The 26,831-nt window shown below is 41.0% G+C and carries 22 protein-coding genes, 4 tRNA genes and 1 pseudogene; 22 read left to right on the top strand and 5 right to left on the bottom strand.

The features are described from left to right. Positions 1 to 146 precede the first annotated feature (146 nt). A complete protein-coding gene (locus DS737_RS12740; protein ID WP_005091593.1) occupies positions 147 to 1,589 on the top strand; it encodes a C13 family peptidase in 1,443 nt (480 codons plus the stop codon). Beyond that, positions 1,558 to 2,397 carry an S-formylglutathione hydrolase gene (gene fghA, locus DS737_RS12735; RefSeq protein ID WP_042874169.1) on the top strand — a complete coding sequence of 280 codons (840 nt, stop codon included), beginning with the start codon at positions 1,558 to 1,560 and terminating at the stop codon, positions 2,395 to 2,397. Before DS737_RS12740 ends, fghA begins: the two co-directional genes overlap by 32 nt. Positions 2,398 to 2,427: 30 nt before the next feature. Here the strand turns inward: fghA and DS737_RS12730 are convergent, their stop codons facing one another. Further along, positions 2,428 to 2,703, bottom strand: a complete 276-nt coding sequence (locus DS737_RS12730) for a DUF2218 domain-containing protein (protein WP_004638019.1) — start codon at positions 2,701 to 2,703, stop codon at positions 2,428 to 2,430. A gap of 182 nt (positions 2,704 to 2,885) precedes the next feature. Between DS737_RS12730 and rpe the strand changes: the two genes are divergently transcribed. The 18 genes and pseudogenes from rpe to DS737_RS12640 all read left to right on the top strand — a co-directional run bounded on the left by rpe (position 2,886) and on the right by DS737_RS12640 (position 18,070). Beyond that, positions 2,886 to 3,572: a ribulose-phosphate 3-epimerase gene (gene rpe / locus DS737_RS12725; protein WP_004638020.1), complete on the top strand. Its 687-nt coding sequence runs from the start codon at positions 2,886 to 2,888 to the stop codon at positions 3,570 to 3,572. A 459-nt stretch (positions 3,573 to 4,031) separates the two neighbouring features. Beyond that, positions 4,032 to 4,454 (top strand): hypothetical protein, encoded by a 423-nt coding sequence (locus DS737_RS12720; RefSeq protein ID WP_004638021.1) that lies wholly within the window; start codon positions 4,032 to 4,034, stop codon positions 4,452 to 4,454. A 63-nt stretch (positions 4,455 to 4,517) separates the two neighbouring features. Beyond that, on the top strand, positions 4,518 to 6,212 hold the full coding sequence (locus DS737_RS12715) for a multicopper oxidase domain-containing protein (RefSeq protein WP_113997700.1): 1,695 nt from the start codon (positions 4,518 to 4,520) through the stop codon (positions 6,210 to 6,212). After that, positions 6,199 to 7,101: a copper resistance protein B gene (locus tag DS737_RS12710; RefSeq protein ID WP_113997699.1), complete on the top strand. Its 903-nt coding sequence runs from the start codon at positions 6,199 to 6,201 to the stop codon at positions 7,099 to 7,101. Before DS737_RS12715 ends, DS737_RS12710 begins: the two co-directional genes overlap by 14 nt. Positions 7,102 to 7,195: 94 nt before the next feature. Further along, positions 7,196 to 7,699: a cobalt transporter gene (locus tag DS737_RS12705; RefSeq protein WP_113997698.1), complete on the top strand. Its 504-nt coding sequence runs from the start codon at positions 7,196 to 7,198 to the stop codon at positions 7,697 to 7,699. A gap of 2 nt (positions 7,700 to 7,701) precedes the next feature. Further along, entirely contained in the window at positions 7,702 to 8,244 is a 543-nt protein-coding gene (locus DS737_RS12700) for a hypothetical protein (RefSeq protein ID WP_113997697.1), read from the top strand. 153 nt (positions 8,245 to 8,397) lie between these two features. Then, positions 8,398 to 8,715, top strand: coding sequence for a DMT family transporter (locus tag DS737_RS12695; RefSeq protein WP_005081305.1), 318 nt, complete (start codon positions 8,398 to 8,400; stop codon positions 8,713 to 8,715). Between the two features lie 47 nt (positions 8,716 to 8,762). Next, on the top strand, positions 8,763 to 9,251 hold the full coding sequence (locus DS737_RS12690) for a methylated-DNA--[protein]-cysteine S-methyltransferase (protein ID WP_113997696.1): 489 nt from the start codon (positions 8,763 to 8,765) through the stop codon (positions 9,249 to 9,251). A 350-nt stretch (positions 9,252 to 9,601) separates the two neighbouring features. Further along, complete coding sequence (argJ, locus tag DS737_RS12685; RefSeq protein WP_113997695.1) at positions 9,602 to 10,822, top strand: bifunctional glutamate N-acetyltransferase/amino-acid acetyltransferase ArgJ; 1,221 nt, start codon at positions 9,602 to 9,604, stop codon at positions 10,820 to 10,822. 143 nt (positions 10,823 to 10,965) lie between these two features. Then, on the top strand, positions 10,966 to 12,030 hold the full coding sequence (gene nadA, locus DS737_RS12680; protein WP_004638029.1) for a quinolinate synthase NadA: 1,065 nt from the start codon (positions 10,966 to 10,968) through the stop codon (positions 12,028 to 12,030). Positions 12,031 to 12,172: 142 nt separating this feature from the next. After that, positions 12,173 to 12,249: transfer RNA gene (locus DS737_RS12675), tRNA-Pro, on the top strand. A 69-nt stretch (positions 12,250 to 12,318) separates the two neighbouring features. Beyond that, positions 12,319 to 12,395: transfer RNA gene (locus DS737_RS12670), tRNA-Arg, on the top strand. Positions 12,396 to 12,432: 37 nt separating this feature from the next. Then, positions 12,433 to 12,508: transfer RNA gene (locus DS737_RS12665), tRNA-His, on the top strand. A 4-nt stretch (positions 12,509 to 12,512) separates the two neighbouring features. Beyond that, positions 12,513 to 12,589: transfer RNA gene (locus DS737_RS12660), tRNA-Pro, on the top strand. Positions 12,590 to 12,875: 286 nt separating this feature from the next. Then, positions 12,876 to 13,343, top strand: a complete 468-nt coding sequence (locus DS737_RS12655) for a DMT family transporter (RefSeq protein ID WP_075316101.1) — start codon at positions 12,876 to 12,878, stop codon at positions 13,341 to 13,343. A 281-nt stretch (positions 13,344 to 13,624) separates the two neighbouring features. Beyond that, the gene (locus tag DS737_RS12650; RefSeq protein ID WP_113997694.1) at positions 13,625 to 15,229 is read left to right on the top strand and encodes a GMC family oxidoreductase; all 1,605 of its coding nucleotides are present in this window, start codon (positions 13,625 to 13,627) and stop codon (positions 15,227 to 15,229) included. Positions 15,230 to 15,571: 342 nt separating this feature from the next. Further along, entirely contained in the window at positions 15,572 to 16,747 is a 1,176-nt protein-coding gene (locus DS737_RS12645) for a zinc-binding dehydrogenase (protein ID WP_113997693.1), read from the top strand. A 100-nt stretch (positions 16,748 to 16,847) separates the two neighbouring features. Next, positions 16,848 to 18,070, top strand: a pseudogene (locus DS737_RS12640) (IS3 family transposase). Between the two features lie 40 nt (positions 18,071 to 18,110). Here the strand turns inward: DS737_RS12640 and DS737_RS12635 are convergent. The 4 genes from DS737_RS12635 to betI all read right to left on the bottom strand — a co-directional run bounded on the left by DS737_RS12635 (position 18,111) and on the right by betI (position 22,823). Then, positions 18,111 to 18,899, bottom strand: a complete 789-nt coding sequence (locus tag DS737_RS12635) for a TorF family putative porin (protein WP_113997692.1) — start codon at positions 18,897 to 18,899, stop codon at positions 18,111 to 18,113. 63 nt (positions 18,900 to 18,962) lie between these two features. Continuing rightward, positions 18,963 to 20,657: a choline dehydrogenase gene (betA, locus tag DS737_RS12630; protein WP_113997691.1), complete on the bottom strand. Its 1,695-nt coding sequence runs from the start codon at positions 20,655 to 20,657 to the stop codon at positions 18,963 to 18,965. Positions 20,658 to 20,737: 80 nt separating this feature from the next. Further along, entirely contained in the window at positions 20,738 to 22,207 is a 1,470-nt protein-coding gene (gene betB / locus DS737_RS12625) for a betaine-aldehyde dehydrogenase (RefSeq protein ID WP_113997690.1), read from the bottom strand. Next, complete coding sequence (betI, locus tag DS737_RS12620) at positions 22,200 to 22,823, bottom strand: transcriptional regulator BetI (RefSeq protein WP_100833301.1); 624 nt, start codon at positions 22,821 to 22,823, stop codon at positions 22,200 to 22,202. Before betI ends, betB begins: the two co-directional genes overlap by 8 nt. Before the next feature lie 199 nt (positions 22,824 to 23,022). On the opposite strand from betI, the gene DS737_RS12615 reads away from it, so the two are divergent. Together DS737_RS12615 and DS737_RS12610 are read left to right on the top strand one after the other, a co-directional pair. Further along, positions 23,023 to 24,633, top strand: coding sequence for a BCCT family transporter (locus DS737_RS12615; protein ID WP_100833302.1), 1,611 nt, complete (start codon positions 23,023 to 23,025; stop codon positions 24,631 to 24,633). A gap of 119 nt (positions 24,634 to 24,752) precedes the next feature. Continuing rightward, positions 24,753 to 26,813 carry a choline transporter gene (locus DS737_RS12610; RefSeq protein WP_100833303.1) on the top strand — a complete coding sequence of 687 codons (2,061 nt, stop codon included), beginning with the start codon at positions 24,753 to 24,755 and terminating at the stop codon, positions 26,811 to 26,813. The last annotated feature ends 18 nt before the right edge of the window (positions 26,814 to 26,831 follow it).

Here is a 26,831-nt window from a genome sequence, read left to right as displayed (position 1 = left end):
TAAAGATTTGTGATATAGTGCCAAAGCATAATTGCTAAAAAAATCTGCCCCAGCATACACTAGCATTGCACATTATATCTTTCTGAAAAATGAGATTCATTCTATAAAAAGAATGACATATTTTGAGTTTAGTCCCGAAGAATTCTATGATAGACCTCAAACCATCAATAAATATCTGGCATGATTTTAAAAGTAACCAAATTGCTGGAATGTGGTTATTTCTAGGTTCGCGCCGTTCTTTACAAGTGGTTCATCCATCCATTGCTCAGTTGATTCTATGGGGAATATTGGGGGCTTGTACCAACTCACTCTATAGCTGGTTAGTGGCAGGACAGGTTGGAGACTTTAATTCTCAAGGTTTAATTGGTTACGCGCTTTGGCCTTTTATTGCATTGATCGTTGGGATTTTCTTATCTCAACGGATGAATCAACCTCGTTTAATGTTGGTGCCTGCATTGTTGTGGTTAGTGCTTGATACCAATATTTTACTTTTACAGTGCCTCGTTCAGTATCTTGGTTCAAACGGCTATCTCAACTTTATTCCAGATAGTATATATAACGGCTTTTTACCTCCGTTATTTGCCGCTCTTTTTGTTTGGCAAAGTTTAGCCGTGATTTGGGTGATTTCTCGGGCATTGAATTGGCCATGGTGGGAACGCGCCTTAGTTTTTGTGGCAACGATTGCAACCTTGGTTGTTTGGCAGCTTTCCGTAAAAGACCAACCGATTTGGAAAGTTGAAGAGAGACCAGCAAGTTTTGCTGAAGATGCTTTTTACGCTCAAAGCCATTTGTTAAATAATGCATTGGACCAAATTCAGTTTAGTGATCTTGCGACAAGCCATTGGTATTTTTTAGGCGTAGCAGGGGATAGTTATGCTGATGTTTTCCGTTCTGAAATTGAACGAATAAAAGAACAGTTTGATACTCGTTTTGGGACTTTTGGTCGTTCGATTATGCTGGTGAATAATCCAGCGACACGCTTAGATATCCCGATTGCTTCAAAAACCAGTATTGAGTTGGCCTTGCGCCGTATTGGTCAGCAGATGAATCGTGATAGTGATGTTTTATTTTTATATATGACGTCACATGGGGAACGTAACCATTTTGAGCTTGAAAATGCACCATTGGATTTAGGGCAGATCGATCCGAAATGGTTGCGTGAGACGCTAGATAAGGCTGGTATTCGCTGGCGTGTTATTGTGATCTCGGCTTGTTATTCTGGCAGTTTTATTCCTGCGTTACAGTCACCTGATACCTTAATCATTACCGCATCTGCTGCGGACAAGACTTCTTTTGGTTGTAATAGCGAAGCGGATTATACTTATTTTGGTCGTGCATTTTTTGATTTAGCCATGCGTGAACAAGACTCAATGAAAATGGCATTTGAGCAAGCTAAGCAAACAGTGACTAAATGGGAAATCGCACAGGGCGTTGAACCTTCTGAGCCACAATGGTCAATTGGTCGGAATATGGAGTTAATGTTACCGCAATTAGAGCCATATTTATTTCCTAACCAGCGGTTAGCATCTGAACCAGTAAAAACACAGGATAATGAACATGCAACTACTGCAAAAAAATCGTTGTTTTGAGGGTGAACAACAAATTTATCAGCTTCAGTCCCAATACCTTAAAGGTTTGACAAAAGTTGGGGTTTACCTACCGCCAGCAGCGTTGGAAGGGAAACCATGTTCAGCAATATTTTATCTTGCGGGGTTGACCTGTACTGAAGAAACTTTTGCAATTAAAGCTCATGCGCAACGTATGGCAGCTCGCTTAAGTTTGATTTTGATCATGCCTGATACCTCTCCTAGAGGTGACCAAGTTGCACAAGGCGATCATTGGGATATTGGCCAGGGGGCTGGCTTTTATATCAATGCAACACAACAACCTTGGGCGGAACATTACCAAATGGAGTCCTATTTGGTGGATGAGTTATATGCACAGGTATTGCAAAAGTTTCCAATTATCGAAAATCAAGTGGGAATTTTCGGGCATTCGATGGGTGGTCATGGCGCATTGACTTTAGCATTTAAGTATCCTGAAAAATTTAAATCCGTGTCTGCTTTTGCACCGATTTGTGCTCCAAGCGTATGTGCTTGGGGAGAAAAGGCTTTTAGTCAATATTTAGGTGATGATCGAAACTCTTGGTTGGCACATGATGCGACGGCATTAGTACAGCAAAAAGGGAAATTGTTTGATGAAATATTAATTGATCAGGGTAAAGATGATCAGTTCTATGCTCAACTCAACCCTGAAAAATTTAAACAAACATGTTTGGATGTAGGGCAACCGCTGACTTTACGGTTACACCAAGGTTATGATCACGGTTATTACTTTATCCAAAGTTTTATTGATGATCATTTGCAGTTTCATGCAATACAGCTAGAAAAAGCGTAGGGTTAAAAGGAACGTTTTGGGCGTTCCTTTTTAGTTATGTTTCCATTCAACAATAAATTCTTGTTGAGCCATGCGGTTTAAATGGTCAATCACCACTTGCTCTAAATGTGTAACATCATCTTGTTGATTTTCAATCAGTACATCTAAATGCTGTTCTTGAGGTGTTAATGTCACCGTTGCAGTTGGCATAAATATTTTCGAATATGCTTCGGTTTCAGATACCTCAAATTTATGTTTCCAATGATTTATTAAACGTTTGCTGATACGTTTACCTTCGTTTGTTGTCAATTGTGTTGAACTATTCATGATCTAAAATCTTTTGATGACAGACAAATAAAAATAACAAATCGATTTCGCTTTAGAAATAGTATTCCTGCAACGGGATGTTGCATCTTTGCAATGCTATCTTGATCACTTTATAACAGACTTCACTGTGTTGAATTTGTTATACTTGATCAATCATTTTTTCAGAGTTTGCCAGGTCATCCATGTCCAAGCCTTATTTAATTGCACCTTCGATTTTATCTGCTGATTTCGCACGTTTAGGAGAAGATGTAGAAAAAGTGCTAGCTGCAGGTGCAGACGTTGTACATTTTGATGTAATGGACAATCATTATGTGCCAAACCTGACTTTTGGTGCACATATTTGTAAGGCACTGAAGAGTTATGGAATCAAAGCACCGATTGATGTTCATCTTATGGTGTCACCTGTTGATCGAATGATTGGTGATTTTTTAGAAGCAGGTGCAGATATTATTACTTTCCATCCAGAGGCTACTGAGCATATTGATCGTTCTTTGCAATTGATCAAATCTGGTGGAGCAAAAGCGGGATTGGTATTTAATCCAGCAACACCATTGCATTATCTTGATTATGTTTTAGATAAAGTCGATCAAATCTTGTTGATGAGTGTAAACCCTGGTTTTGGTGGGCAAAAATTCATTCCAATGACTTTAGATAAACTGCGTCAAGCTCGTAAAATTATTGATGCGAGTGGTCGTGATATTCGTTTAGAAGTCGATGGTGGCGTTGGTCCTGCAAATATTCGCGAAGTGGCAGAAGCTGGTGCAGATATGTTTGTTGCGGGCTCTGCAATTTTTGGTCAACCTGACTACAAAACGGTGATTGACCAGATGCGTGCAGAGTTAGCCAAAGTGAATCAGATCGAAATTTGACACTATTTTAAACGCTGGTCGAGCAAAGTTCTCGTCTTAAGCATGAGGAAATATTCCGCAAGAGGGTGCTTTTTTGACTCGCCATTCGAGCGTATGAGGAGCATGTTTCGCAAGCTCTTGCATGTGGATAACTTTGTTTATAACTCGGTGGATAACCGTGTTGATAACCACGTGGATAAGATGTTGTTAAAATAAACAAAATGATTTCAGTTGTTTATATATACATCGAATTGATGAAAAAAAGGACAAGTTTTTGTCCTTTTTTTGTGCGCTAAATTATTTATTTTGCTCTATTTTTATTCATGACCTTGTTTGAGTGCTGTTGTTGAATAAATCAGCATTCATATCTATAAGGTCACTCTATATTGCAGAATCAGAACATAAGGAGGATTGTGTATAAGTAATAAAGAATTTATGCTACCTTGATCTAAAATTTTAATCTTCCTAAAGGATCTCTCAGTGCAACTACTGAAAAAATGCAAACATGTATGGTTTGTATTCCTGATGATATTTTTCATCGGGGGAAGTAGTGTGGCTGTTGCTGCAGCGCAAGCATTGCATTCTGATCAAGCATCCTCAGTTTCAACTATGGCAACCATGCCATGTCATAACCAAAAAATGATTGATCAACATCATCATTTGCAAAAGCATGACATGGGTAATTTATTTGAATGCCATGATGAAAAAATGCAGAGTCAACAGCATTGTCAGGACTGTAATCATCCCTCCCATTGTCAATCTGTCAGTTTCGCTTTAGATCAACAGCTTCCAGATTTATCGTTATTGGTGTCTTTTGAGTTAAGTATAGATAAGAAAACGGACTATCAAGCTCGCCACCTTGCGGGCTACTGGCAGGAAATTCTACGCCCACCCAAAGCCTAATCTGTTGAATTTTTCCCTTTCATAGAAAGGAGAAGCATTTTTTTAACAGATTAGGAAAAGATCATGTCTACCAAAATTTATGCGAGCGTTATCGCAAGCGTCAGCTTATTGTTTGCACCCTATAGTTTGGCTGCAATTAAAGAATATCATCTGAATATCAATCAAGAGATGGTCAATATCACAGGTAAACCTGTCAAAAGAATCACGGTAAATGGCAAATTTGTAGCGCCTCTTTTAGAGTTTGAAGAAGGGGATGAGGCGGTTATTCATGTACATAATCAACTAAAAAATCAAGATACGTCATTGCATTGGCATGGCTTACTTTTACCGGGGTTGATGGATGGTGTACCAGGGTTTAATGGCTTCCAAGGGATAAAACCTAATGGGAGTTTTGAGTATCGTTTTAAGGTTCGTCAGAACGGCACTTATTGGTATCACGCCCATAGCAAAGGACAAGAACAAGATGGTTTGTATGGTGCATTGGTTATTTATCCTAAAGGTAAAAAACCTGTTGCAGCTCATGAGAACGCAGAGCGTGATTATGTGGTGATGCTTTCGGACTTCCATGAAACAGGAAGTGATCAGATCATGGCAAATCTTAAAAAGTCTGCTGAGTATTATCAAAATCAACGTGAAACAGTTGGAGATGTTTGGAAACAGATCAAGCAACAAGGCTTAAAAGCGACATGGCAAGACCGTTCGATGTGGAATCAGATGCGGATGCTTAAAACAGATTTATCGGACGTCACTGGTTATACCTTCTTGGTAAATGGTAAAACGCCGCAACAGAATTGGACTGGTGCATTTAAGACAGGTGAAAAAGTTCGTTTACGTTTTATTAATGCATCAGCAATGTCATTTTTTGATGTTCGGATTCCAAATTTAAAAATGACCGTCGTTAGTGCGGATGGTCAGCCTGTGCAACCTGTACCTGTAGATGAGTTTCGTATTGGCGCTGCGGAGACTTATGACGTAATTGTTGAGCCACAACAAGCACATTATCAAATTGAAGCTGAGTCGATCGATCGATCTGGTTTTGCAATCGCATCTTTACACAACGAAATGCATCCTCAATCACAGCACAAGGTGCATATACCCACAGCTCGTCCACGTGCTTTGTTGACCATGGAAGATATGGGGCATGGATCACATGATCAAATAGATCATAGTGCACATCAGTCGCATCAATCATCAACTGAGAATCAAAAGGCAAAATCTAAAACGGTTTATGGTTGGGCAAATGCAGCAACGCCAATGGGACACAAAGCTCTACAGTATGCTGATCTAAAATCTTTAACGTCTCAACCCGATACGCGTCCAGCAGAAAGAGAGTTAGTTATTCGTCTTGGCGGCACGATGGAGCGATATATTTGGACCATTGATGGTAAGAAATTTAGCGATAAAGATTTTGAACCCTTGAAAGTGAAATATGGTGAGCGTATTCGTTTGAAGTTTGTGAACGAAAGCATGATGGCTCACCCTATGCATTTACATGGCATGTTTATGCAATTGGAAAATGGGCAAACAGCGGCCAACATGCCCAATAAACATACTATCGTTGTTCCACCGGGACAAACTGTCACAGCGATGTTGACTGCAGATGAATTGGGAGAGTGGGCGATACATTGTCATTTACTGTTTCATATGTCAGCGGGCATGATGAGTAAATTGATTGTTGCAAATGTCGATGATTCAAATGCAGCACCACAGAAAACATCTATTCAATCTTCTCAAGGAGCAAGCCATGTACATCATTAAGCGAGCTTCTGAGATGAAACGTTATTCCCAATTATTGGCAATAGGAGGGATCGTCTCTACTTTCAGTGTATTGAGTTATGCACATGAAGGACATCATCACTCGATGCAAATGGATCTATCGACACAACAAAACGTGGCGATGAATGCATCAGAGACGAAGGATCACTCACCGCTTCAAAGCCCAAACATTTCCGCTCAGATGCAGAAGAAAGCTGAGCATGCTGACCATTTCAAGGAACATGGCGGACAGATTTATCAAGCGACGCAGTTAGATACTCAATGGCTGCTTGATGAGGATGGGCAGGGCACCCTCAAATCCAAGTTGAAAACTTGGGTGGGAACGGATGAGAATAAATTATTTGTCATTGCAGATTATGCCAAGGCTGAGTCAGAAAAATCAGAGCAAAGTTTGGCGGCCTTATACAGTCGGAATATTGCAGATTTTTGGGATATACAAGCAGGGGTAAATTACCGATATAACCCTGATCGTAAGGTTGATAAGGAACAATTTGAGGGTGTCATCGGTTTGCATGGTATGGCTCAGTATTTTTTTGAAACCGATGCACATATGTATATTGGACAAGATCAACAATGGCGTTTTGTATTAGAAACAGAACGAGATTTGTTGCTGACTCAAAAGTTAATCCTACAGCCTTATCTAGAAATTGAATGGGTACTGCGAGATGAATCTAAATATGCCTCCAAAACGGGTCTTGCAGATGCAGAAGTGGGGATTAAAACCCGCTATGAAATTGTTAAGAATCGAGTGATGCCTTTCATCGATGTCGGTTATGGTTATAGCAAAGGACGTAAAGAAACCAATTGGCAAACAGTCAGTGATTCTAAAACGGGTTGGTTCTATGGTGCAGGTCTGTCGCTAAAGTTCTGATATTTTTATCTAAAATATCTTAAGAAATGTCATTTTTTCGAGATACTGTTGGTTTATACTAATAGTATCTTTTTGAGTCATTTATGGTGCATCAATGGCTTTAGAACAACAAGATGATCAAATAACAGCGAAAACAAAACGACCTAATTTGCAAAAAGAACATATCCAGCATTTGAATCGTTCCCAACTGGAGTTGATTCCTACTGATGGTCGCATGAGTGTTAGTTTTTATCATATTCCCCACATGTCGAGTCCAGTTGAGGCACAACGAGTAAGATCAGCTTTAGTTCCATTTGCCGATTTGTTATTGGAACATAGTATCGATTATGAGGCGCGACATTTGTCTCTTTATCATCACTATCCGATCGATGTGGTCACAGTTGCATTACAACGTTTAAGTTTAGGTGCTGAACTACAACAAACAACAACGCATTATGAGCCGCTGGAGGTTGTTATACCGAAAGCAGACCCAGAATGGTCTAGTCAGACTCAGTCTGAAGAAAATGATCTACATATCTTTCAAAAAGTTATACGTACTATTGTTGTCAGATTTAAACAATGGTTGGATATATTACTCAGAAAAAACAAGGATAAGTAAGCATGCCTAGATGGATCTACGGCTTAATGGGGATTGCTTTAATATGGTTGGTTTGGACCAATTGGCTCAAACCCGTCCCAAATCTTACTCAAGTCACTGCACAGGGAGTACAGATTGTAGAATTGGAAACTTATGAGGGAGATTTTCGGGTACTTGCTCGTAAGGATTATCATGTTGGTCGTGAGTCAGAGTTTTCCCCAATTGATTTAGCTGTAGGTTGGGGCGATATGGCAAAGCCAGAAATTTATAAGCAAGTTGAAATTTCACAGCGGAATCGTTGGTATTACTGGCGAGTCGATTCTGAGCCACCGATAGCACTTCGGCAAATCGCTGTGCAGAGTGCCAATATGCATTTGGTACCTGCAACTGAAGAGGTTGCTAAGCAACTTAAGCAGATTAAACAAGATGATTTGGTTTACCTAAAAGGTGCATTAATTGAGATTCAGGCACCAGATGGTTGGCGATGGCGGAGTTCCTTGTCTCGTGAGGACACGGGCAGTGGCGCCTGTGAGTTAATGCGAGTAGATCGTGTAGTTTGGCATTGAGAGTGTGAAAATTCTTGAACATCACCTGTTTTAGATACATAACAATTCACATAATCATCGTATTTTGAATTACACTAATTTACCGAGTAGGACGACCTCTCTTTAAAGAATCATGTTGGGACGACCCAACCCTTGCTATGTATGAGAGAAAAAATGGCGTGGGCAATTTTAATTTTGGCAGGTATTTTCGAAATTATTTGGGCGTATTCAATGAAACTGTCAGAGGGATTTACCCGTTTAACACCGACAGTCATCACCCTTGTTTTTATGATTTTGAGCTTTGGCTTACTTGCAACTGCAATGAGAACTTTGCCCCTAGGTACAGCTTATACGGTTTGGACGGGTATTGGTGCAATTGGTTCGTTTGTGATAGGAATTGTGGTACTGAATGAACCAATGACGGCAATGCGGATGATTGCAGCCGTGTTGATTGTTTCTGGTCTGGTATTGATGAAACTCTCCTCAAATTAAAATACGCTCTCTTCAAGAGAGGCGGAATAGCTCAAAGGAAATCGTTGATGCAACTGGTTTATATGTATATGGAATCTCCAGTAGGTGCATTAAAGCTGGTTGCTCATGATCAGGCCTTAGTAGCTGTCATGTGGGACAATGAAGATCATAAGCGTGTACGTTTAGCTCAGTTGACTGAAAATAATCAACATCCCATTCTCCTTAAAGTTAAGCAACAATTAGATGAATATTTTGCAGGGCAACGTCAGCAATTTGACTTGCCTTTAGATTTTCAAGGGACTGCATTTCAACAACAAGTTTGGCAAGCGTTACTGACAATTCCTTTTGGGCAAACGCGAAGCTATAAGGATATTGCGCTTCAGATTGGTAATGTAAAAGCTGTTCGTGCCGTTGGGGCTGCCAATGGGAAAAATCCAATTTCGATTATTGTGCCGTGTCATCGGGTGATTGGTTCGAGTGGGACATTGGTGGGTTTTGCAGGTGGTCTAGATAAGAAGCAGATTTTACTGAGTTTAGAGCAAAACCAAATTCCATAATCTGTATTGTTAATACTCGATTTTCATTTCTTTTTGGAATAAGCTACCAAAGCAGATATGAATCAACATATTTTATGACTTGAACCGTAACTCAGTTATTAGCGAGGCGGTGTCTTGCTTAGCGTAATCCAATGTTAGGAATAACCTTCGGTTCGAGTTACTTTGGTTTCGCCCAAAGTAACCAAAGGCATTGTCATCTACAAAACCTGTTCACTTATTGCATTTGTTTTATCTATCGCAGAAACGGGATATTATAAACACCACGCAGGTTGTAGATGACCTTTCCGAGTCTCATATATAGGGTATGTATTCATTTACTTTTTCATAACAAATTGAATGGAAGTTTAAAAATGGCTGTTGGTGACGTAACAATGCCACTTATGCATGTGGTGCAGGGTGTAAAAATTGGCTCAACTGAGGCGTATGTACGTTATCCAAATCGACGAGACCTAGTCATTTTTGAACTGGCAGAAGGCTCAAATGTTGCGGGTGTATTTACCCAGAATGCATTTTGTGCTGCACCTGTCCATGTTTCCAAAGCTCATCTCGCGCAAGGAAATCCTCGTTATTTAGTGATTAATACTGGTAACGCCAATGCAGGTACCGGACCAACGGGCTTGAAAAATGCTCAAGATACGTGTGCGCAGTTGGCTGAACTGACTGGGGTAAACAGTTTTGAGGTTTTACCTTTTTCTACAGGTGTTATTGGTGAGCAGCTTCCGATGGAGCGCTTGTTGGCTGGACTTCAACCCGCACTAAATACATTACAACCGTCTGCTTGGGCGGATGCTGCTTCTGGCATTATGACCACAGATACTGTGCCAAAGGGTGCATCTGAACAATTTGAAATTGATGGGATCACCTATACTATGACGGGGATCAGTAAAGGCGCTGGGATGATCCGTCCAAATATGGCCACCATGTTGAGTTTCGTTGCGACAGATGCGCCGATTAGTCGTGATTTGGTACAAAGCTTATTAAAGACCACAGTTGAACATTCATTTAATCGAATTACGATTGACGGTGATACCTCAACCAATGACTCTTGTATTCTTGTAGCAACGGGTCAAGCAGGTGGAACTGAAATTAGCTCAAAAGATGATGCACGATATGCCAAAGTGTTAGAGGTACTGGCACGTGTCATGAACCGTTTAGCACAGTTGATTGTCCGTGATGGTGAGGGAGCAACCAAGTTTATTACCGTTGCTGTAGAAGGTGGTGCAAATACCCAAGAGTGTTGTGATATTGCCTATAGTATTGCCCATTCACCCTTAGTGAAAACTGCGCTTTTTGCATCAGACCCGAATTGGGGGCGTATTCTGGCTGCGATTGGTTATGCGGGCGTCCAAGATTTAGATGTCTCAAAAATTCAAGTATGGCTAGATGATGTACAAATCTGTAAAGATGGTGGTGCAGCCGAAGACTATACCGAAGAAGCTGGTGCACGGGTTATGGCACAAACCGAAATTACAATTGGTGTTGATTTAGGTCGAGGTCAGGCCAAAGACACGGTGTATACCTGTGACTTATCTTATGACTATGTGAAAATTAATGCCGATTATCGTTCGTAAATTTGCGTTATAATGCAGCCTCCACAGTGAGGCTTTTTTTATATCGCTTGTTTGTGGACGATGTGATTTATCCCAAATGATCACCAGATACCCACGTTATAAGTTTGCAGTGATGCAAGCACGCAGGATAGAGAAGACGTTTTATGAATGATGCGAATTTAATTGCGAACGAAGCCAAAAACATTGTGCAGGCGCATTTAGATCGTTTGGGTGAGCCAAAGGACCATAGCCTCAGCCCAGAAGTGAAACAAGAAAAATTTGCTCAAATCGCAGCTGAGCTGAAAAAGCGAGATGCAGTGCTTGTCGCGCATTATTACTGTGATCCTGACGTACAGGAGCTTGCAGAGCTAACTGGTGGTTGTGTTTCAGACTCTCTGGAAATGGCTCGTTTTGGTCGTGACCATCCAGCAACAACACTTGTGGTTGCTGGAGTGAAATTTATGGGTGAAACTTCAAAAATTTTATCGCCTGAAAAAACGGTTCTCATGCCAACCTTAGAAGCAACCTGTTCACTAGATATTGGTTGTCCTGTAGATGAGTTTTCTGCGTTCTGTGATCAGCATCCTGATCATACTGTGGTTGTTTATGCGAATACTTCAGCCGCAGTAAAAGCACGTGCAGATTGGGTGGTGACATCAAGCTGTGCAGTTGAAATCATTGAGCATTTGGATAGCTTGGGTGAAAAAATCATTTGGGCACCTGATCAGCATCTAGGGCGTTATATTCAAAAGAAAACAGGCGCTGAGATGTTGTTGTGGGATGGTGCTTGTATCGTACACGAAGAATTTCGTGCGCGTGGTATTGCTCAAATGAAAGCGCTTTATCCTGATGCTGCTGTGTTAGTGCATCCAGAATCTCCTGAGTCTGTAGTTGATATTGCTGACGCAGTGGGTAGTACTTCGCAACTGATCAAAGCAGCACAGACTTTGCCTCATAAACAAATGATCGTGGCAACAGATCGCGGTATTTTTTATAAAATGCAACAAGCGGCGCCAGATAAAGAGTTATTTGAAGCTCCGACAGCAGGCGAAGGTGCAACCTGCCGTTCATGCGCGCATTGTCCTTGGATGGCAATGAACGAACTAGATGGAATTTTGCATGTATTACAACATGCTGATCAAGAAATACACGTTGATCCTGCTTTGTCTGAACGTGCCAAATTACCATTAGATCGTATGTTGAACTTTAGTGCTTCATTGAAGCGTTAAAAACAACCAAAATGCTTGTTAAATATACATTTGATAAGGGTTTTTAATATTTTTGAAAAATAGGTGTTGACGTTCTAGGGCGTCAAGCCTAGAATGCACACCGTACCGCACGATGTGCGATACAATAAAAGCTGAGAGAAATCGGAGCATAGCACAGCCTGGTAGTGCACCTGGTTTGGGACCAGGGGGTCGTAGGTTCGAATCCTACTGCTCCGACCATTTAAATAATGTTGTAAAACATTGGTTTAAGATCGGCGAAGTATCGCTTGATAGTATTATCATCGTTATGCGCCTGTAGCTCAGTTGGATAGAGCATCCGCCTTCTAAGCGGATGGTCACAGGTTCGAATCCTGTCAGGCGCGCCATTTATGGGTAGCTTGGTACATAGAATCAAACGTTATGGTGGATGTAGCTCAGTTGGTAGAGCCCCGGATTGTGATTCCGGTTGTCGCGGGTTCGAATCCCGTCATTCACCCCACAAACGGAGCATAGCACAGCCTGGTAGTGCACCTGGTTTGGGACCAGGGGGTCGTAGGTTCGAATCCTACTGCTCCGACCATCATCTTAAAGATGAGATAAAATTCCGCTAGTTTAGCGGTTTTTTTATGTCTGGGTTTTTATCATAAGTTTTCTATTTTTATTTTATTTATTAATATATTAATCATTTTTTAAATTCGTATCCCATTTTTCATCTTAAACATCTATCTATATTGTTTGCATAAATAAAATCATGAATCTACTATTCAACTGTTTATAACACTAAATATTTATCGAACAACCAATATCAAATTTCTTGATTGGCTCATTATAAATTTGCATTGAAAGCAATAGAAGAGAGTTGGTACGTGCAAAATATTCACTATGTTTTTGTTAGTCTTTTAGGTGGGTTAATTGTGCCATTACAATTGGCCATGATTCATGCTTTTCGTAATACAAGTGGAGCGAGTCAAATACAATCAACCTTCTTTCTCTATGTGGGAGGAGCGATTGCTTCGTTGATTATCGCATTATTGATTGATGGTAGTATTAAGCCACCCATGTATCAGCAAACAGCGTGGTGGATGTGGTTATCAGGATTATTAGGATCATTTTATATACTTTGTATGTTTATTGCTGCTCCGCATATTGGTGTCACTAATACTTTGTTGTGGATCTTTTTAGGTCAAATGATTTTCGCTACGTTTATGGATAGTAGTGGTTTTCTTGGTATGCAAATTAAGAAACTAGACGGATTAAAATTATTAGGCTTAGCATTTATTTTTATTGGTGGTTTAATCATGATTTATAGTGAAAATAGAAATTCTATTTCATAAAAAAGAGTATATATCTTTTAAATTAGATGATTAAACTAAGGAAATATCGTACTTTAAGATTGGATATTGATGAAGCAAGTATGGTCATGATGACTCAAAAGCTTTTTGAAAATTGGCAATTTATTGCAAAAAACTTGCATATTTTAGCGCTTGTACTTGAGTGACTATCCCGTTATTTTTACCTATAAGAATGTAAGTCTGTTTAGACAAATACAACAGTATTTCAATGCCATGGTTGGCATAATGCGAACACTTTTTAAAAAGAAAAATTGAGTATAGTAATGACACAAATAGCATTTGATTTTGTAGTGATAGGTGGTGGTTCTGCGGGTTCAGTACTGGCTGGAAGATTATCTGAAAATCCAAATATTTCCGTATGTTTATTAGAAGCAGGTGGGGATGGCAACAGTTGGTTGGTGAATACACCAGCAGCAGCCGTTATCAGTATTCCAACGAAGCTCAATAACTGGGCATTGGAAACTATTCCGCAAAAAGGTTTGAATGGACGCAAAGGTTATCAGCCTCGTGGCAAATGCTTAGGTGGCAGTTCTGCAATTAATGCGATGGTGTATATTCGTGGACATCGGGATGATTATGATCACTGGGCTGCTTTAGGGAATACGGGTTGGTCGTACGATGAGGTGCTACCGTATTTTAAAAAGTCAGAACATAACGAAAGAATTAAGAATGAGTATCATGGACAGCATGGTCCGTTAAATGTAAGTGAATTACGTTCAGATAATCCTTATCAAAAAACCTTTATTGAAGCAGCTAAACAAGTGGGCTATCCACTGAATGATGACTTTAACGGGGCAGAGCAAGAAGGTCTGGGTGTTTATCAAGTCACGCAAAAAAATGGTGAACGTTGGAGTGCCGCGAAAGGCTACTTATTTCCTTATTTGGGGAAACGTCCAAATTTGCATGTGATTACACACGCGATGGTCTCGCGCATTGTCATTGAAAATGGTCGCGCTGTAGGTGTTGAATTTAAGCATAAAGGTCAAACCACAGTTATTGGTGCGAATAAAGAAGTTTTGCTGTCTGCTGGTGCCTTTCAATCGCCTCAAGTACTGATGCTTTCTGGTATTGGACCACGCCAAGAATTAGAAAAACATGGTATTCCTGTGGTTAAAGATTTAGCGGGAGTTGGTGAGAATTTACATGACCATCCTGATTTTATCTTTGCTTATAAAACCAAACAAATAGATGGAACTTTCGGGGTTTCAGTTGGTGGTAGTTTAGATTTAATCAAACAAATTGGGCGTTATCGTAAGGAGCGTCGAGGTCTAATTACGACCAATTATGCAGAGTGTGGTGGTTTCTTAAAGAGCCGTCCTGAGTTAGATAAACCGAATTTACAACTGCATTTTGTCATTGCTGTAGTAGATAACCATGCTCGAACTATGCATGCAGGACATGGTATTTCTTGTCATGTGTGTTTGCTCAATCCGCGTGCACGTGGTTCGGTCAAATTGAGTGGTAAAAATGTAGATGATCCATTATTGATTGATTTTAAATTCCTTGAGGATGAGCAAGATCTTCAAGATATGGTGGATGGTTTTAAAGTCACGCAAAAGTTGATGCAAGCACCAGCTTTGAGTGAAAAAATTAAAGAAGATATGTTTACTGCCAATGTTCAATCTGATGATCAGATTCGAGAGATTTTGCGTCAGCGCGTCGATACGGTATATCACCCAGTGGGCAGCTGCAAAATGGGTGTAGATGAGATGGCCGTGGTTGATCCAGAGCTTAAAGTATATGGTATAGAAGGACTTCGAGTCATTGATGCGTCGATTATGCCAACAGTAGTGAATGGTAATACCAATGCACCCGCGATTATGATTGCTGAAAAAGCTGTTGATATGATCCGTGAAACTTGGAAGTAAGTTATATGGAGCTAAGGTTTTGCCTTAGCTCTTTTTTAATCATGCAGCACAATATTACGATTGATGAGGCTTTAACACAAAAGTACGTTTAGGCTTTAAAATATAAATATTCTTATTTTGATCTAATAACCATACCGATTCATTTTATTTGTTTATTATTTGCTCGGTGAGTTGAGCTGCTGAGCAAGAGCTGACCTCATTTGATAAAGATATTGATATTTGGGTCATGGATTCTGACAATACAGTTTGTCAAAATTAGGATGAAATATGTTAGTCAGATGATTTCAATCGAAAAAAATTGAAGGGCTAACAAATGCAATAAAACAATAAGGAAAGCATCCTATGAAATCGCTAGTTTGTCATAACACTGAGTTGAAGTTGGAAGATAGCCTTCAATTAGTTCCGGCTAAAGGACAAGTATTACTTGAAGTAGTACGTTGTGGAATTTGTGGCTCGGATTTACATATGCAACATCACTGTGATCATATGCATGATTTGGCAGCACGTGTCGGTTTTAATGGGGTGGCTAAATCTTCTGATAAACTTGTTTTCGGTCATGAGTTTTGTGGAAAAGTTTTAGATTATGGGCCAAAAACACGTCGTAAATTAAAAGCCGACACTTTGGTTTGTGCGATGCCATTGTTAAATGTTGAACCACAAGGTTATGTGCCAACAGGGCTTTCACCGAGTGCATCAGGTGGTTATGCTGAACAAATTTTAGTTCAATCCAGCCTAATGTTTGAAGTTCCAAATGGCTTGGATGCCGATCGTGCTGCACTGACAGAACCTATGGCCGTTGCTTTACATGCAGTCCGTCGCAGCAGAATTAAGAAAAATGAGCCTGCAATCGTGGTGGGTTGTGGTCCTGTTGGTTTAGGCGTAATTATTATGCTCAAAGCGATGGGTGTTAAAACTGTCGTTGCCAGCGATTTTTCACCAAATCGTCGTCGGTTGGCTGAGCAGTGTGGTGCAGATGTATTGGTTGATCCTAAACAGCAATCTCCATTTAGTAATTGGAAAGAGCTGGGTTTGTTGGGGAATGTTTCTGAAGCGATTAATATGGGAATGGGGATTTTTGATAAAGTGCAGACCTTCTCATTGCCGTGGGTCAATGCGATGCGAGTGGGAGACAAGCTCGGACTATTACCGAAGCGCCCCGTGATTTTTGAGTGTGTTGGTGTGGCAGGCATTATGCAGCAAATTTTGGAAGGTGCACCACTGTTTTCAAGAATTGTAGGGGTGGGGGTTTGTATGCAAAGTGATAAGATCGAACCTGCATTGGCAATCAACAAAGAGCTCGAGATCCAGTATGTATTGGGTTATACGCCACTTGAGTTCCGTGACACCTTACATATGATTGCGGAAGGTAAAATTGATGTTTCACCACTGATTACAGGTGTAGTGGGCTTGGAAGGGGTGAGCAATGCCTTTGAAGCCTTACGTGATCCAGAACAACATGCAAAAATTTTGATTGATCCGAAACGAGCAGGATCGGATATCCAATTGATTAAAGCCTAATTTAAAGGTAATAAAAAAGCTGCATTGAGCAGCTTTTTTATTGCTTTTGACCCGTCCTAAATAAGGTTGACACTTTTCTATCAAAGAAAAGGAGAGTGTCATGAAAACAATCGTTAAGCGAACCCAAAAAGATTATTCTCTCGCTTTTAAATTAGCTGTTGTAGATCAAGTCGAAAAAGGCGAAATGACCTATAAGCAAGCACAAGATAGATATGGCATCCAAGGTTGTTCTACTGTTCTAGTTTGGCTTCGCAAGCATGGTCGCTTAGACTGGAGTAAAGGTCGGCCACTGCCCCATGCTAGAGGTATATCCATGTCAGAATCATCGATACCACTCACCCCAGAGCAAAGAATTAAAGAACTCGAACAACAATTGGCTGCAACGCAACAAAAGGCAGAGCTTTTTGAGGAAATTGTGAATATCTTAGAGCGAGACTATGGAGTCAGTATCGTAAAAAAGCCACGAGGCAAGCTATCCAAAGCAAGAAAGCGACAGGGCTAAGTATCAGACAAAGCTGTCATTATTTAGGTATAAGCTGACAAGCCTATTACAAACAATGTCAGCATGAGGTGCATAAAAACGAGCAAAACCATACAGTTTTAAAACAAGTGCAGCTGGAACGGATGTGGCATCCTCGCTTAGGGACGAGGAAATTGCAGCATTTGTTACTCACCTTAAATTCGATTCGTATTGGTAGGGATAGATTATTTGATTTACTCAGAGTCCACCGCCTATTGGTTCGACCTAAACGAGCTTATCACAAGACGACAAATAGTCACCATCGGTTTCGGTGTCATCCAAATCTGTTGAAGCAGGGTACTCTGAATCAAGTCATTCCAACACGCCCTGAGCAGTTATGGGTTGCTGATATTACTTATTTGCCAACTAAAACAGGAGAAGCGTATTTAAGTCTGGTGACGGATGCATGGTCAAGAAAGATCGTTGGTTATTATGTTGATAACAATCTGAAAACTGATTTGGTATTAAAGGCTTATCAGCAGGCATTAAGACAACGGAAATCTAAAGATACTCAATTGGTTCATCACTCGGATCGAGGCATACAATACTGTTCTGCGAAATATCAACAAATGCACCAGCGGCACGGTGTCCGCTGTTCAATGACGGATGGCTATGATTGCTACCAAAATGCATTAGCAGAGCGCGTGAATGGAATACTGAAGAATGAGTACCTGTTAGAGAAACCTAACAATTTGGAAGAGGCAGCTCAAATGGTTGCAGAGTCTGTGAAAATTTACAATACACGTAGACCGCACTTAGCATTAAAATACAAAACGCCCGATGCGGTGCATCGGGCGTTTTAATGAAAATAGGTGTCAACCTATTTCAGGACGAGACATTTAATTAAAAGCTCTTGGTAATGGAGAATGTTACTGTGGAATCAATTGGATTTGAGACTTTAGCATTTGGATTGCCATTACTATACTGTTGGTAAAAGCCCTCTTTATCCCATGCTTTGCTATAGATCAAGCTGCTGGATAGGTTATAAGGCAGTTCCTTATTAATTGCGAAACTTGCATCCTGAAAGCTTGCGGCCGAAAAGTTTTTAATACGTTGGTTACCATAATGTGCATCTGCAGACCAACCTTGCCCCAATGGTTGATGCCAATTGACATCTAGGTAGCCTGATCCACGAGAATGCTTGTTATCACCTATAGCGAGTGTATCCGAGTTATTGCCAAAATAGTCTTGGGTATAGGTCACAGCATATTTGACTGTGAGCGGCCCATAACTAATTTCTGGAATAATTTCTCCATAGTCAAAACGAGTGTGTCCTGTATCTGCTGTGGTTTTTGCACCAGGATAGAAATAATAGGCTGCTGTTATACCTAGAGACAAATCACCAATACTGTGGCTATAACCTGTATAAACATCCCATTCGATCGAAGCGTCACGAATAAAATCATCACTGACATTTGAAGCCCATGTCCCAGCAAAAAAGCCATCTGGATGATTGTAATCTACACCACCTTGTAATGCGGGTTTGCCCCAAGTTTGTTGGAAACCGCGTGATACATACTGGCTTGCGAGTGTGAGATTGGCACTGAATGGAGATGCTGTTTCAGTTGTTTCGGTTGCATGCGCCGTATGAATCAAAGCGATGAAAGGAAGTGTAAATAAAATTCTTTTCATTTGAATTTTCCTAATGGTTGGCAGCACCTTAAAACTTAAGGTGCTGAACATAACTGGACTAGGTTATGCAAATGGACGTAAAGGTGTTTGACGAGCAGGACTTGATCCTGCTTTGTAATAAGGTGCTTGTGAACGTGGTAATTTTTTCCCACGAATTTGATCTGCAATTTTTTCTGCCATCATAATGGTGGTGGCATTTAAATTACCTGTAATGATCAGTGGCATGATGGATGCATCGACCACACGTAAACCTTGTACACCATGGACGCGACCCTGACCATCCACTACTGCCATATCATCTTCACCCATCTTACAACTACATGACGGGTGGAATGCAGTTTCGGCATGATTACGTACAAACTCATCCAATTCTGCATCGGTTTGAATGTGTTTACCTGGGCTGATTTCTTCACCACGATATGGATCTAGTGCAGGTTGTGCCATGATTTCACGAGTAATGCGGATCGCATCACGGAATTCTCGCCAGTCCTGTTCGGTTGACATGTAGTTGAACAGGATACTTGGATGCTCAAATGGGTCTTTTGATTTGAGTTTGACTCGACCGCGAGAAGGTGAGCGCATTGAGCCGACATGGGCTTGGAAACCATGTTCTTTTACTGCATTACTGCCATTGTAGTTAATAGCCACTGGTAAGAAATGATATTGAATATTTGGCCAGTCGAATTCTTCCGAACTACGGATAAAACCGCCTGCTTCAAATTGGTTACTTGCACCAATACCTTTGCCCAAAAATAACCATTCAGCACCAATTGCAGGTTGGTTATACCATTGCAGAGCCGGGTACAGTGACACAGGTTTTTTACATTGGTATTGCAAATACATTTCCAAATGGTCTTGCAGGTTTTCACCCACGCCTGGCAGGTCATGCACCACATCAATATCCATTGATTTTAAGAAGGTGCTTTCACCGATACCTGAGCGTTGCAAGATTTGTGGTGATGCAATTGCACCTGCACAGAGTAATACTTCACGTTTCGAGTGTGCTTGTTTCATATTGGCTTGATCAGTACCAATGATGTACTCAACACCCACTGCTTGTTTATTGTTAAACAAGATTTTATTGGTCATTGCATGGGTTACGATGGTGAGATTTGGACGACCTTTCGCCATATCCAAGTAACCACGAGCGGTACTTGAACGACGACCTTGCGGTGTCACAGTACGATCCATCGGACCAAAGCCTTCCTGCTGATAACCATTTAAATCATCAGTACGTGGATAACCTGCTTGTACGCCAGCTTCAATCATGGCGTGAAACAGTTCATTATTGCCTTGTTTTGGGGTGGTGACTGAAACGGGGCCATCACCACCATGATAGTCATTCTCCCCAATATCGCGGGTTTCAGCTTTTTTGTAATACGGTAAGCAGTCTGCGTAGGTCCAATCCTCAAGACCTTTCATGTTTGCCCATTGTTCTAGATCCATCGCATTACCACGGATATAACACATGCCGTTGATCAGAGATGAGCCGCCAAGTCCTTTGCCGCGACCGCACTCCATACGACGATTATTCATATGTGGTTCAGGATCAGTTTCATAAGCCCAATTATAACGACGACCTTGGAGGGGAAAGGCCAATGCGGCTGGCATTTGTGTACGAAAATCTAAACGATAATCTGGACCACCTGCTTCTAATAATAATACTGAGATATCTGCATCTTCAGTTAAACGTGCGGCAAGGACATTACCTGCTGAACCTGCACCAATAATAATATAATCGTATTCTTGCTTATTCATAATTAGCCTTTATTTGTTTGCATGATCAACTGAAAGCATGGTGTTTCAGTTGATCAAGTGAAGATAAAGCGCGATGCTTTTTAGAAAATGCTTTGGTAATCACCAAGCTCAACTTGAATGGATTTAATGCGGGTGTAATGCCCTAAAGTGGTGAGACCATTTTCACGACCAACACCAGACTGCTTATAGCCACCAACTGGCATTTCAGCAGGAGATTCTCCCCACGTATTGATCCAGCAGATCCCAGCTTCGATTTGATGAATAATACGGTGCGCTCGACTAATATCTTGCGTGACGACACCCGCAGCAAGACCAAAGTTAGTATTGTTGGCACGGCGAATCACTTCTTCCTCAGTTTGATAACTGAGGATACTCATGACAGGCCCGAAGATTTCGTCTTGAACAATACGCATATCATCGGTGCAATCACTAAAAACAGTAGGTAGCACATAAGCGCCTTGGGAAAATTGTCCCGTTGCACGTTCTCCGCCTATCAACAATTTAGCGCCCTGCTGTTTGCCTGCATTGATATAGGAAAGCACTTTGTCCATGTGTGGGAAGCTTGCTAGTGGACCGAAATTTGTTTCAGCATCCATCGGGTCACCGAGGCGGATACGCTGTACACGTTCTACAATCGCTGCTTCGAATTCGGCTAAACGTGATTTTGGAACAAAAACGCGCGTGCCATTGGTACAAACTTGGCCTGAGCTAAAGAAATTAGCCATGATTGCAATATCTGCGGCACGGTTAAGATCGGCATCTTCACAAATAATCAGGGGTGATTTACCACCGAGTTCCATCGTGACTTCTTTAAGTGTAGAACCTGCGGCACTGGCCATTACTTTTTTGCCTGTTTCAACACCACCGGTGAAAGAGATTTTCTCGATTACAGGGTGTTCAGTGAGCCATTGTCCGATGTCACGACCTGCACCTTGTACGACATTAAATACGCCATCTGGAAGTCCTGCTTCGGTATAGATTTCAGCAAGTTTAAATGCAGTCAATGGAGTGGTTTCGCTTGGTTTGAAAATCATCGCATTTCCCGCAGCAAGGGCAGGAGCAGATTTCCATAAAGCGATTTGAATTGGATAGTTCCAAGCACCAATCCCAGCAACCACACCGAGTGGTTCACGGCGTGTATAAAAGAAACTTGATTCACGCAACGGAACTTGTTCACCTTGAATTGCCGTTGCAAGACCTGCGTAATATTCAAGTACATCAGCACCCGTGACAATATCAACAGTTGATGTTTCGCTATAGGCTTTACCAGTATCAAGCGTTTCAAGCTGCGCCAGTTCGTCATTACGTTCACGAAGAATATCAACAGCACGGCGTAAAATACGAGAACGTTCCATCGCAGTCATCACAGCCCAAACTTTTTGTCCTTGTTGGGCGCTTTGAACAGCGGTTTCAATATCTTGTTGTGAGGCTTGCTGAAGTGTTGCGATCACTTCACCGTTGGCAGGGTTAATACTATCAAATGTTTGGCCGCTAGTTGCTTCAACATAGCGTCCATGGATATATAGTTGATGGACTTGTGCATCACTCATTCTGTTTCTCCTGCAAAGGCTTGTTGGCAAATTGCAATTGCGTTTTTACATAATCGTAAGCAATGGAACGGGCGAGTTGACTGTCAAATTCGTCATGACTGCTTAAACTACCGCGTAACCATAATCCGTCAATCAATGCTGCTAAACCACGAGCAGCAATACTTGCCTGTTCTTTATCCAATAACTTGAGGAAATAGAATTTCAAGTTTGAATACAGGCGTTGATCATTAATTCGTTGCAAACGCCCTAACTCGGGAAGATGCATACTGGCTGACCAAAAATCTAACCAAACACGCATCGCTTGCTTGTTGACCTGACTGATATCAAAGTTGGAATCAATAATTGCCTTGATTTGGCTTTCTGGATGCGTATCTGCTTCCGCTTTGTATTGGTCAGTTTTTTGACGCAAAACGTTGAGCATTTCTTGCATACAGGTATTGATTAATCCCTGTTTATCACCGAAATAGTGACTCACAATACCAGTTGATAATTCGGCCTTTTTTGCAATTTGTGCAATGGTGGTATTGGATAACCCCACTTCAGAAATTACATGGAATGCGGCGTTGATAATTTCTTCGCGTCGCACATGCTCTGGTTTGACTCTACGTTTTGTCATGTTGATCCACTGAAAGCCCTGTGACGGTACTTTTTATTTAACATTTCTCAATGTAGAACATCATAGCATTTTTTATCATACTTTTTATTGATTGAACGTTCAATCAATAAAAAGTATAATCTGTAAAAATCAAACAATTTTTGATTGCTTGGTCAAAAGATACCGTAATAAAAATACACCGATTGCAAGGAGCAAGATGATGGTGTCAAAAAGTAAGGATGGATTTTCTTCCGAACGTATTCGATTAAATTTATTTGTTTTTTGGAGCTCCGCAATCAGTATCGGTGTTTTTGGCCTATTGTTTGTTGGTTTTCCAGAGCAAAGCCAGTTTTGGTTGACTTATGTTCAAGAGCAAGTCAACCAGTTATTTGGCTGGTATTACATGTTAGTCATAATTTTATGTCTTGGTTTTGTTGCATGGTTGGCTTTTTCTCGGGTTGGACAGATTCCATTAGGTAAAAATCAAGATAAGCCAGAGTTCGGTTATCTGGCATGGGTATCTATGCTTTTTTCAGCGGGTATCGGTATTGCTTTACTCTATTATGGCGTTGCTGAACCTGTTGATCATTTCCTTCGTCCACCTGAAGGTGAGGGAGGGACGGTACAAGCGGCGCGTGATGCCATGATGTATAGCTTCCTGCATTGGGGGATTCATGGTTGGGTGCTGTATGCGCTGATCGGCGTAACCTTGGGTTATTTTGCGTTTCGATTAGATTTACCGTTGGCTTTGCGTTCTGCGCTTTATCCAATTTTCGGTCCTCGAATTTATGGTTGGATTGGCGATTTCGTTGATGGTTTTGGTATTTTGGCGACGGTCATTTCACTGGTGACGAATTTGGGGATTGGTGCACTGGTGTTGGTGTCAGGAATTACCTATTTGTTGCCAGAAATCCCCAATACACATGGTACTTTGATTGCTGTGGTGTTAGTGATGATGGCGGTTGCTACGATCACGACTGTGGTTGGCATTGAAAAAGGTTTGGCATGGTTATCTCGCATTAATTTACGTCTGTTATATGCGCTGCTACTTTTTGTTTTCCTCACAGGGCCAACCAATCATTTGCTCAATGGTTTGGTGCAAAACATGGGCGATTATCTCAATAACTTTATTGCCAAAAGTTTTGACATGTATTTATACGATCAATCGGCAAATTCATGGTTAGGTTCGTGGACGGTATTCTATTGGGCATGGTGGATTGCTTGGGCGCCTTTTGTTGGGATGTTCATTGCACGTATTTCCAAAGGTCGTACCATTCGAGAAGTCGTCTTAGGTGTGTGCTTGATACCGCTGGGTTTTACCTTGGCATGGATTTCGATTTTTGGTAATACTGCGATTCATTTAATCTTGAATCAAAAACAGCAAGCACTGGGAGAAATGGTCTTAGCTGATCCTGCATTATCCTTATTTAAGTTCCTTGAATTTTTGCCATTCAATCCTGTTATTGCTGGGATTGTTGTTATGATTTGTTTCGTATTGTTTTTGACCCCAGTGGGTTCGGGTACACTCATGATCGCGAATCTTTCCTCGAAAGGGGGAAGTAATGAAAGTGATTCACCGATTTGGTTACGTATCTTTTGGTCTGTGGTCATCACGATCGTCAGTATTGGTCTACTTTTAGCTGGTAGTTTTGATGCAATGCAAAGTGCGGTGGTACTTTGTGGATTACCATTCTCCGTTATTCTTTTGCTTTATATGTTTAGTTTAGCCAAAGCGCTAAAACAGGATCAATATCATCCTCAACAGCCCCGAGTGGTAACGGAGGAAGTTCAGCCATTACATCAGCCTGCTAAAGAACCAGAAGTTATGTAATTTCGGTTGATGCACTTTATTTTTCATTTTTTATTCGGATGGGTCTTTTCGTTTATGCCTTAAATAACGAAAAGATCAGGATGAATATTTTTCTTTTTTTCTCATTCCTTGAGGATTGTATGGTGACAGATAATCCAAGAGCAGTTGATGATTCATCTATTCAAACAAAAGATCAGTTAAATCGTGTGGTCTTTTATGTTTCAGCGCTCATAATTTTAATATTTTCATTAACTACGATTTTGTTTAATGATTTTGCCAATCACGTATTAAATACGGTTTTGGACTGGGTCAGTTCCACATTTAGTTGGTATTACCTGCTTGCTGCAACTTTATATTTAATCTTTGTGGTGTTTATTGCTTGTTCTCGTTATGGGGATATCAAGCTGGGGCCTAAGCATTCCAAACCAGAGTTTAGCTTATTGAGCTGGTCAGCGATGTTGTTTGCGGCAGGGATCGGAACGGATTTAATGTTCTTCTCTGTGGCTGAGCCACTTTCTCATTATATGAATCCACCTGTCGGTGAAGGGCAGACCTATGAAGCTGCACGACAAGGCATGGTGTGGACATTATTTCACTATGGCTTAACAGGTTGGGGGATGTATGCCTTGGTAGGAATGGCATTGGGCTATTTCAGCTATCGCTATAATTTGCCTTTGACCATTCGTTCAGCGTTGTACCCTATTTTCGGCAACAAAATTGACGGCCCGATTGGGCATAGTGTCGATACTGCAGCCGTTATTGGTACCATTTTTGGTATTGCGACCACCTGTGGTATCGCGGTTGTTCAGATCAATTATGGTCTGCATGTTTTATTTGGCTGGCCAGAAGGTTTATGGATTCAATCCAGTTTGATCTTGGTTGCGGTGATTGTCACCATTATTTCAGTGACAGCAGGGGTGAATAAGGGAATTAAAGTCCTGTCTGAGATCAACATTTATGCCGCCATTGGTTTGATGCTATTTGTGTTGTTCTTGGGGAATACGGAGTTTCTACTCAATGCGCTGGTACAGAACTTTGGTGACTACATTAGCCGTTTTCCAAGCTTGGCTTTAGATAGCTTTGCATTTGAACAACCAAAAGAATGGATGAATAGTTGGACTTTGTTCTTTTGGGCATGGTGGGTGGCTTGGTCGCCATTTGTAGGGCTGTTCTTGGCGCGTATTTCACGTGGTCGTACTATTCGTGAGTTTGTCTGCGGTACTTTAATTATCCCGTTACTCTTTACCATTACGTGGTTATCTATATTTGGGAATAGCGCTTTATACAATGTTATTTTTGATGGTAATAACGCTTTGGCGCAAACGGTGTTGACCGATCCTGCACATGGCTTCTATGATTTGTTGGCTCAATATCCCGGCTTTGCCTTTATTGCGGGAATCGCTACGATTACAGGACTATTATTCTATGTGACTTCTGCCGATTCAGGCGCTTTAGTACTGGGTAACTTCACCACCAAGTTTTCAAATGTAGACAATGATGCACCGCGCTGGTTACGTGTGTTTTGGGCAATTGCGATTGGATTGTTGACGATTGCCATGTTGATGGCAAATGGAATCACGGCCTTACAAAGTGCCACGGTGATTATGGGGCTGCCATTCAGTTTTGTGATGCTATTGGTAATGGCTGGATTGTATAAATCTTTACGTTTAGAGGATTATCGTAAAGCCAGTCGCAGTTTAAATGCTGCTCCTGTGGTGGGGAATGTCGATATTCTGAATTGGAAACAGCGACTATCGCGTGTGATGCATCATCCCGGTAGCCATGAAACGCAACGTATGCTGGACAGTGTATGTAAACCTGCGGTACAGACGGTTGCGGATGAGTTAATGAAACGCGGAATGAATGTTGAAGTTACTCAGACCGAAATCGAAGATAGCGATACGCTTTACCATCTAGATTTGACGATTTATATCGAAGAAGAGCATAACTTTGTTTATCAGATCTGGCCAGTACGTTATATCGCCCCAACATTTAGTGAGCGTGGAAAACGTGGTAAGCAGCATTATTATCGTTTAGAGACTTTCTTGTATGAAGGTTCTCAGGATAATGATTTGGTTGGTTATACCAAAGAGCAAGTGATTAATGACATTCTGGATAAGTATGAGCGTCATATGACGTTCCTACATATCAATCGAATTAGTCCCGGAAATCGTCCGTTGTATCCTGACTCACAAGACTAATTTTATAAAACCCTGCTG

Origin of the sequence: Acinetobacter haemolyticus, from assembly GCF_003323815.1 — a bacterium.
Lineage (GTDB): Bacteria > Pseudomonadota > Gammaproteobacteria > Pseudomonadales > Moraxellaceae > Acinetobacter > Acinetobacter haemolyticus.
This window is presented reverse-complemented; position numbering and strand designations above follow the sequence as displayed.

Coding starts and splice junctions, on each gene's coding strand:
- DS737_RS12705 (WP_113997698.1), top strand. CDS start 7,196: ATGGCTTTAGAACAACAAGATGATCAAATAACAGCGAAAACAAAACGA.
- DS737_RS12645 (WP_113997693.1), top strand. CDS start 15,572: ATGAAATCGCTAGTTTGTCATAACACTGAGTTGAAGTTGGAAGATAGC.
- DS737_RS12695 (WP_005081305.1), top strand. CDS start 8,398: ATGGCGTGGGCAATTTTAATTTTGGCAGGTATTTTCGAAATTATTTGG.
- DS737_RS12615 (WP_100833302.1), top strand. CDS start 23,023: ATGGTGTCAAAAAGTAAGGATGGATTTTCTTCCGAACGTATTCGATTA.
- betI (WP_100833301.1), bottom strand. CDS start 22,823: ATGACAAAACGTAGAGTCAAACCAGAGCATGTGCGACGCGAAGAAATT.
- DS737_RS12715 (WP_113997700.1), top strand. CDS start 4,518: ATGTCTACCAAAATTTATGCGAGCGTTATCGCAAGCGTCAGCTTATTG.
- nadA (WP_004638029.1), top strand. CDS start 10,966: ATGAATGATGCGAATTTAATTGCGAACGAAGCCAAAAACATTGTGCAG.
- DS737_RS12635 (WP_113997692.1), bottom strand. CDS start 18,899: ATGAAAAGAATTTTATTTACACTTCCTTTCATCGCTTTGATTCATACG.
- betA (WP_113997691.1), bottom strand. CDS start 20,657: ATGAATAAGCAAGAATACGATTATATTATTATTGGTGCAGGTTCAGCA.
- argJ (WP_113997695.1), top strand. CDS start 9,602: ATGGCTGTTGGTGACGTAACAATGCCACTTATGCATGTGGTGCAGGGT.
- DS737_RS12610 (WP_100833303.1), top strand. CDS start 24,753: ATGGTGACAGATAATCCAAGAGCAGTTGATGATTCATCTATTCAAACA.
- DS737_RS12740 (WP_005091593.1), top strand. CDS start 147: ATGATAGACCTCAAACCATCAATAAATATCTGGCATGATTTTAAAAGT.
- betB (WP_113997690.1), bottom strand. CDS start 22,207: ATGAGTGATGCACAAGTCCATCAACTATATATCCATGGACGCTATGTT.
- DS737_RS12730 (WP_004638019.1), bottom strand. CDS start 2,703: ATGAATAGTTCAACACAATTGACAACAAACGAAGGTAAACGTATCAGC.
- rpe (WP_004638020.1), top strand. CDS start 2,886: ATGTCCAAGCCTTATTTAATTGCACCTTCGATTTTATCTGCTGATTTC.
- fghA (WP_042874169.1), top strand. CDS start 1,558: ATGCAACTACTGCAAAAAAATCGTTGTTTTGAGGGTGAACAACAAATT.
- DS737_RS12710 (WP_113997699.1), top strand. CDS start 6,199: ATGTACATCATTAAGCGAGCTTCTGAGATGAAACGTTATTCCCAATTA.
- DS737_RS12700 (WP_113997697.1), top strand. CDS start 7,702: ATGCCTAGATGGATCTACGGCTTAATGGGGATTGCTTTAATATGGTTG.
- DS737_RS12650 (WP_113997694.1), top strand. CDS start 13,625: ATGACACAAATAGCATTTGATTTTGTAGTGATAGGTGGTGGTTCTGCG.
- DS737_RS12690 (WP_113997696.1), top strand. CDS start 8,763: ATGCAACTGGTTTATATGTATATGGAATCTCCAGTAGGTGCATTAAAG.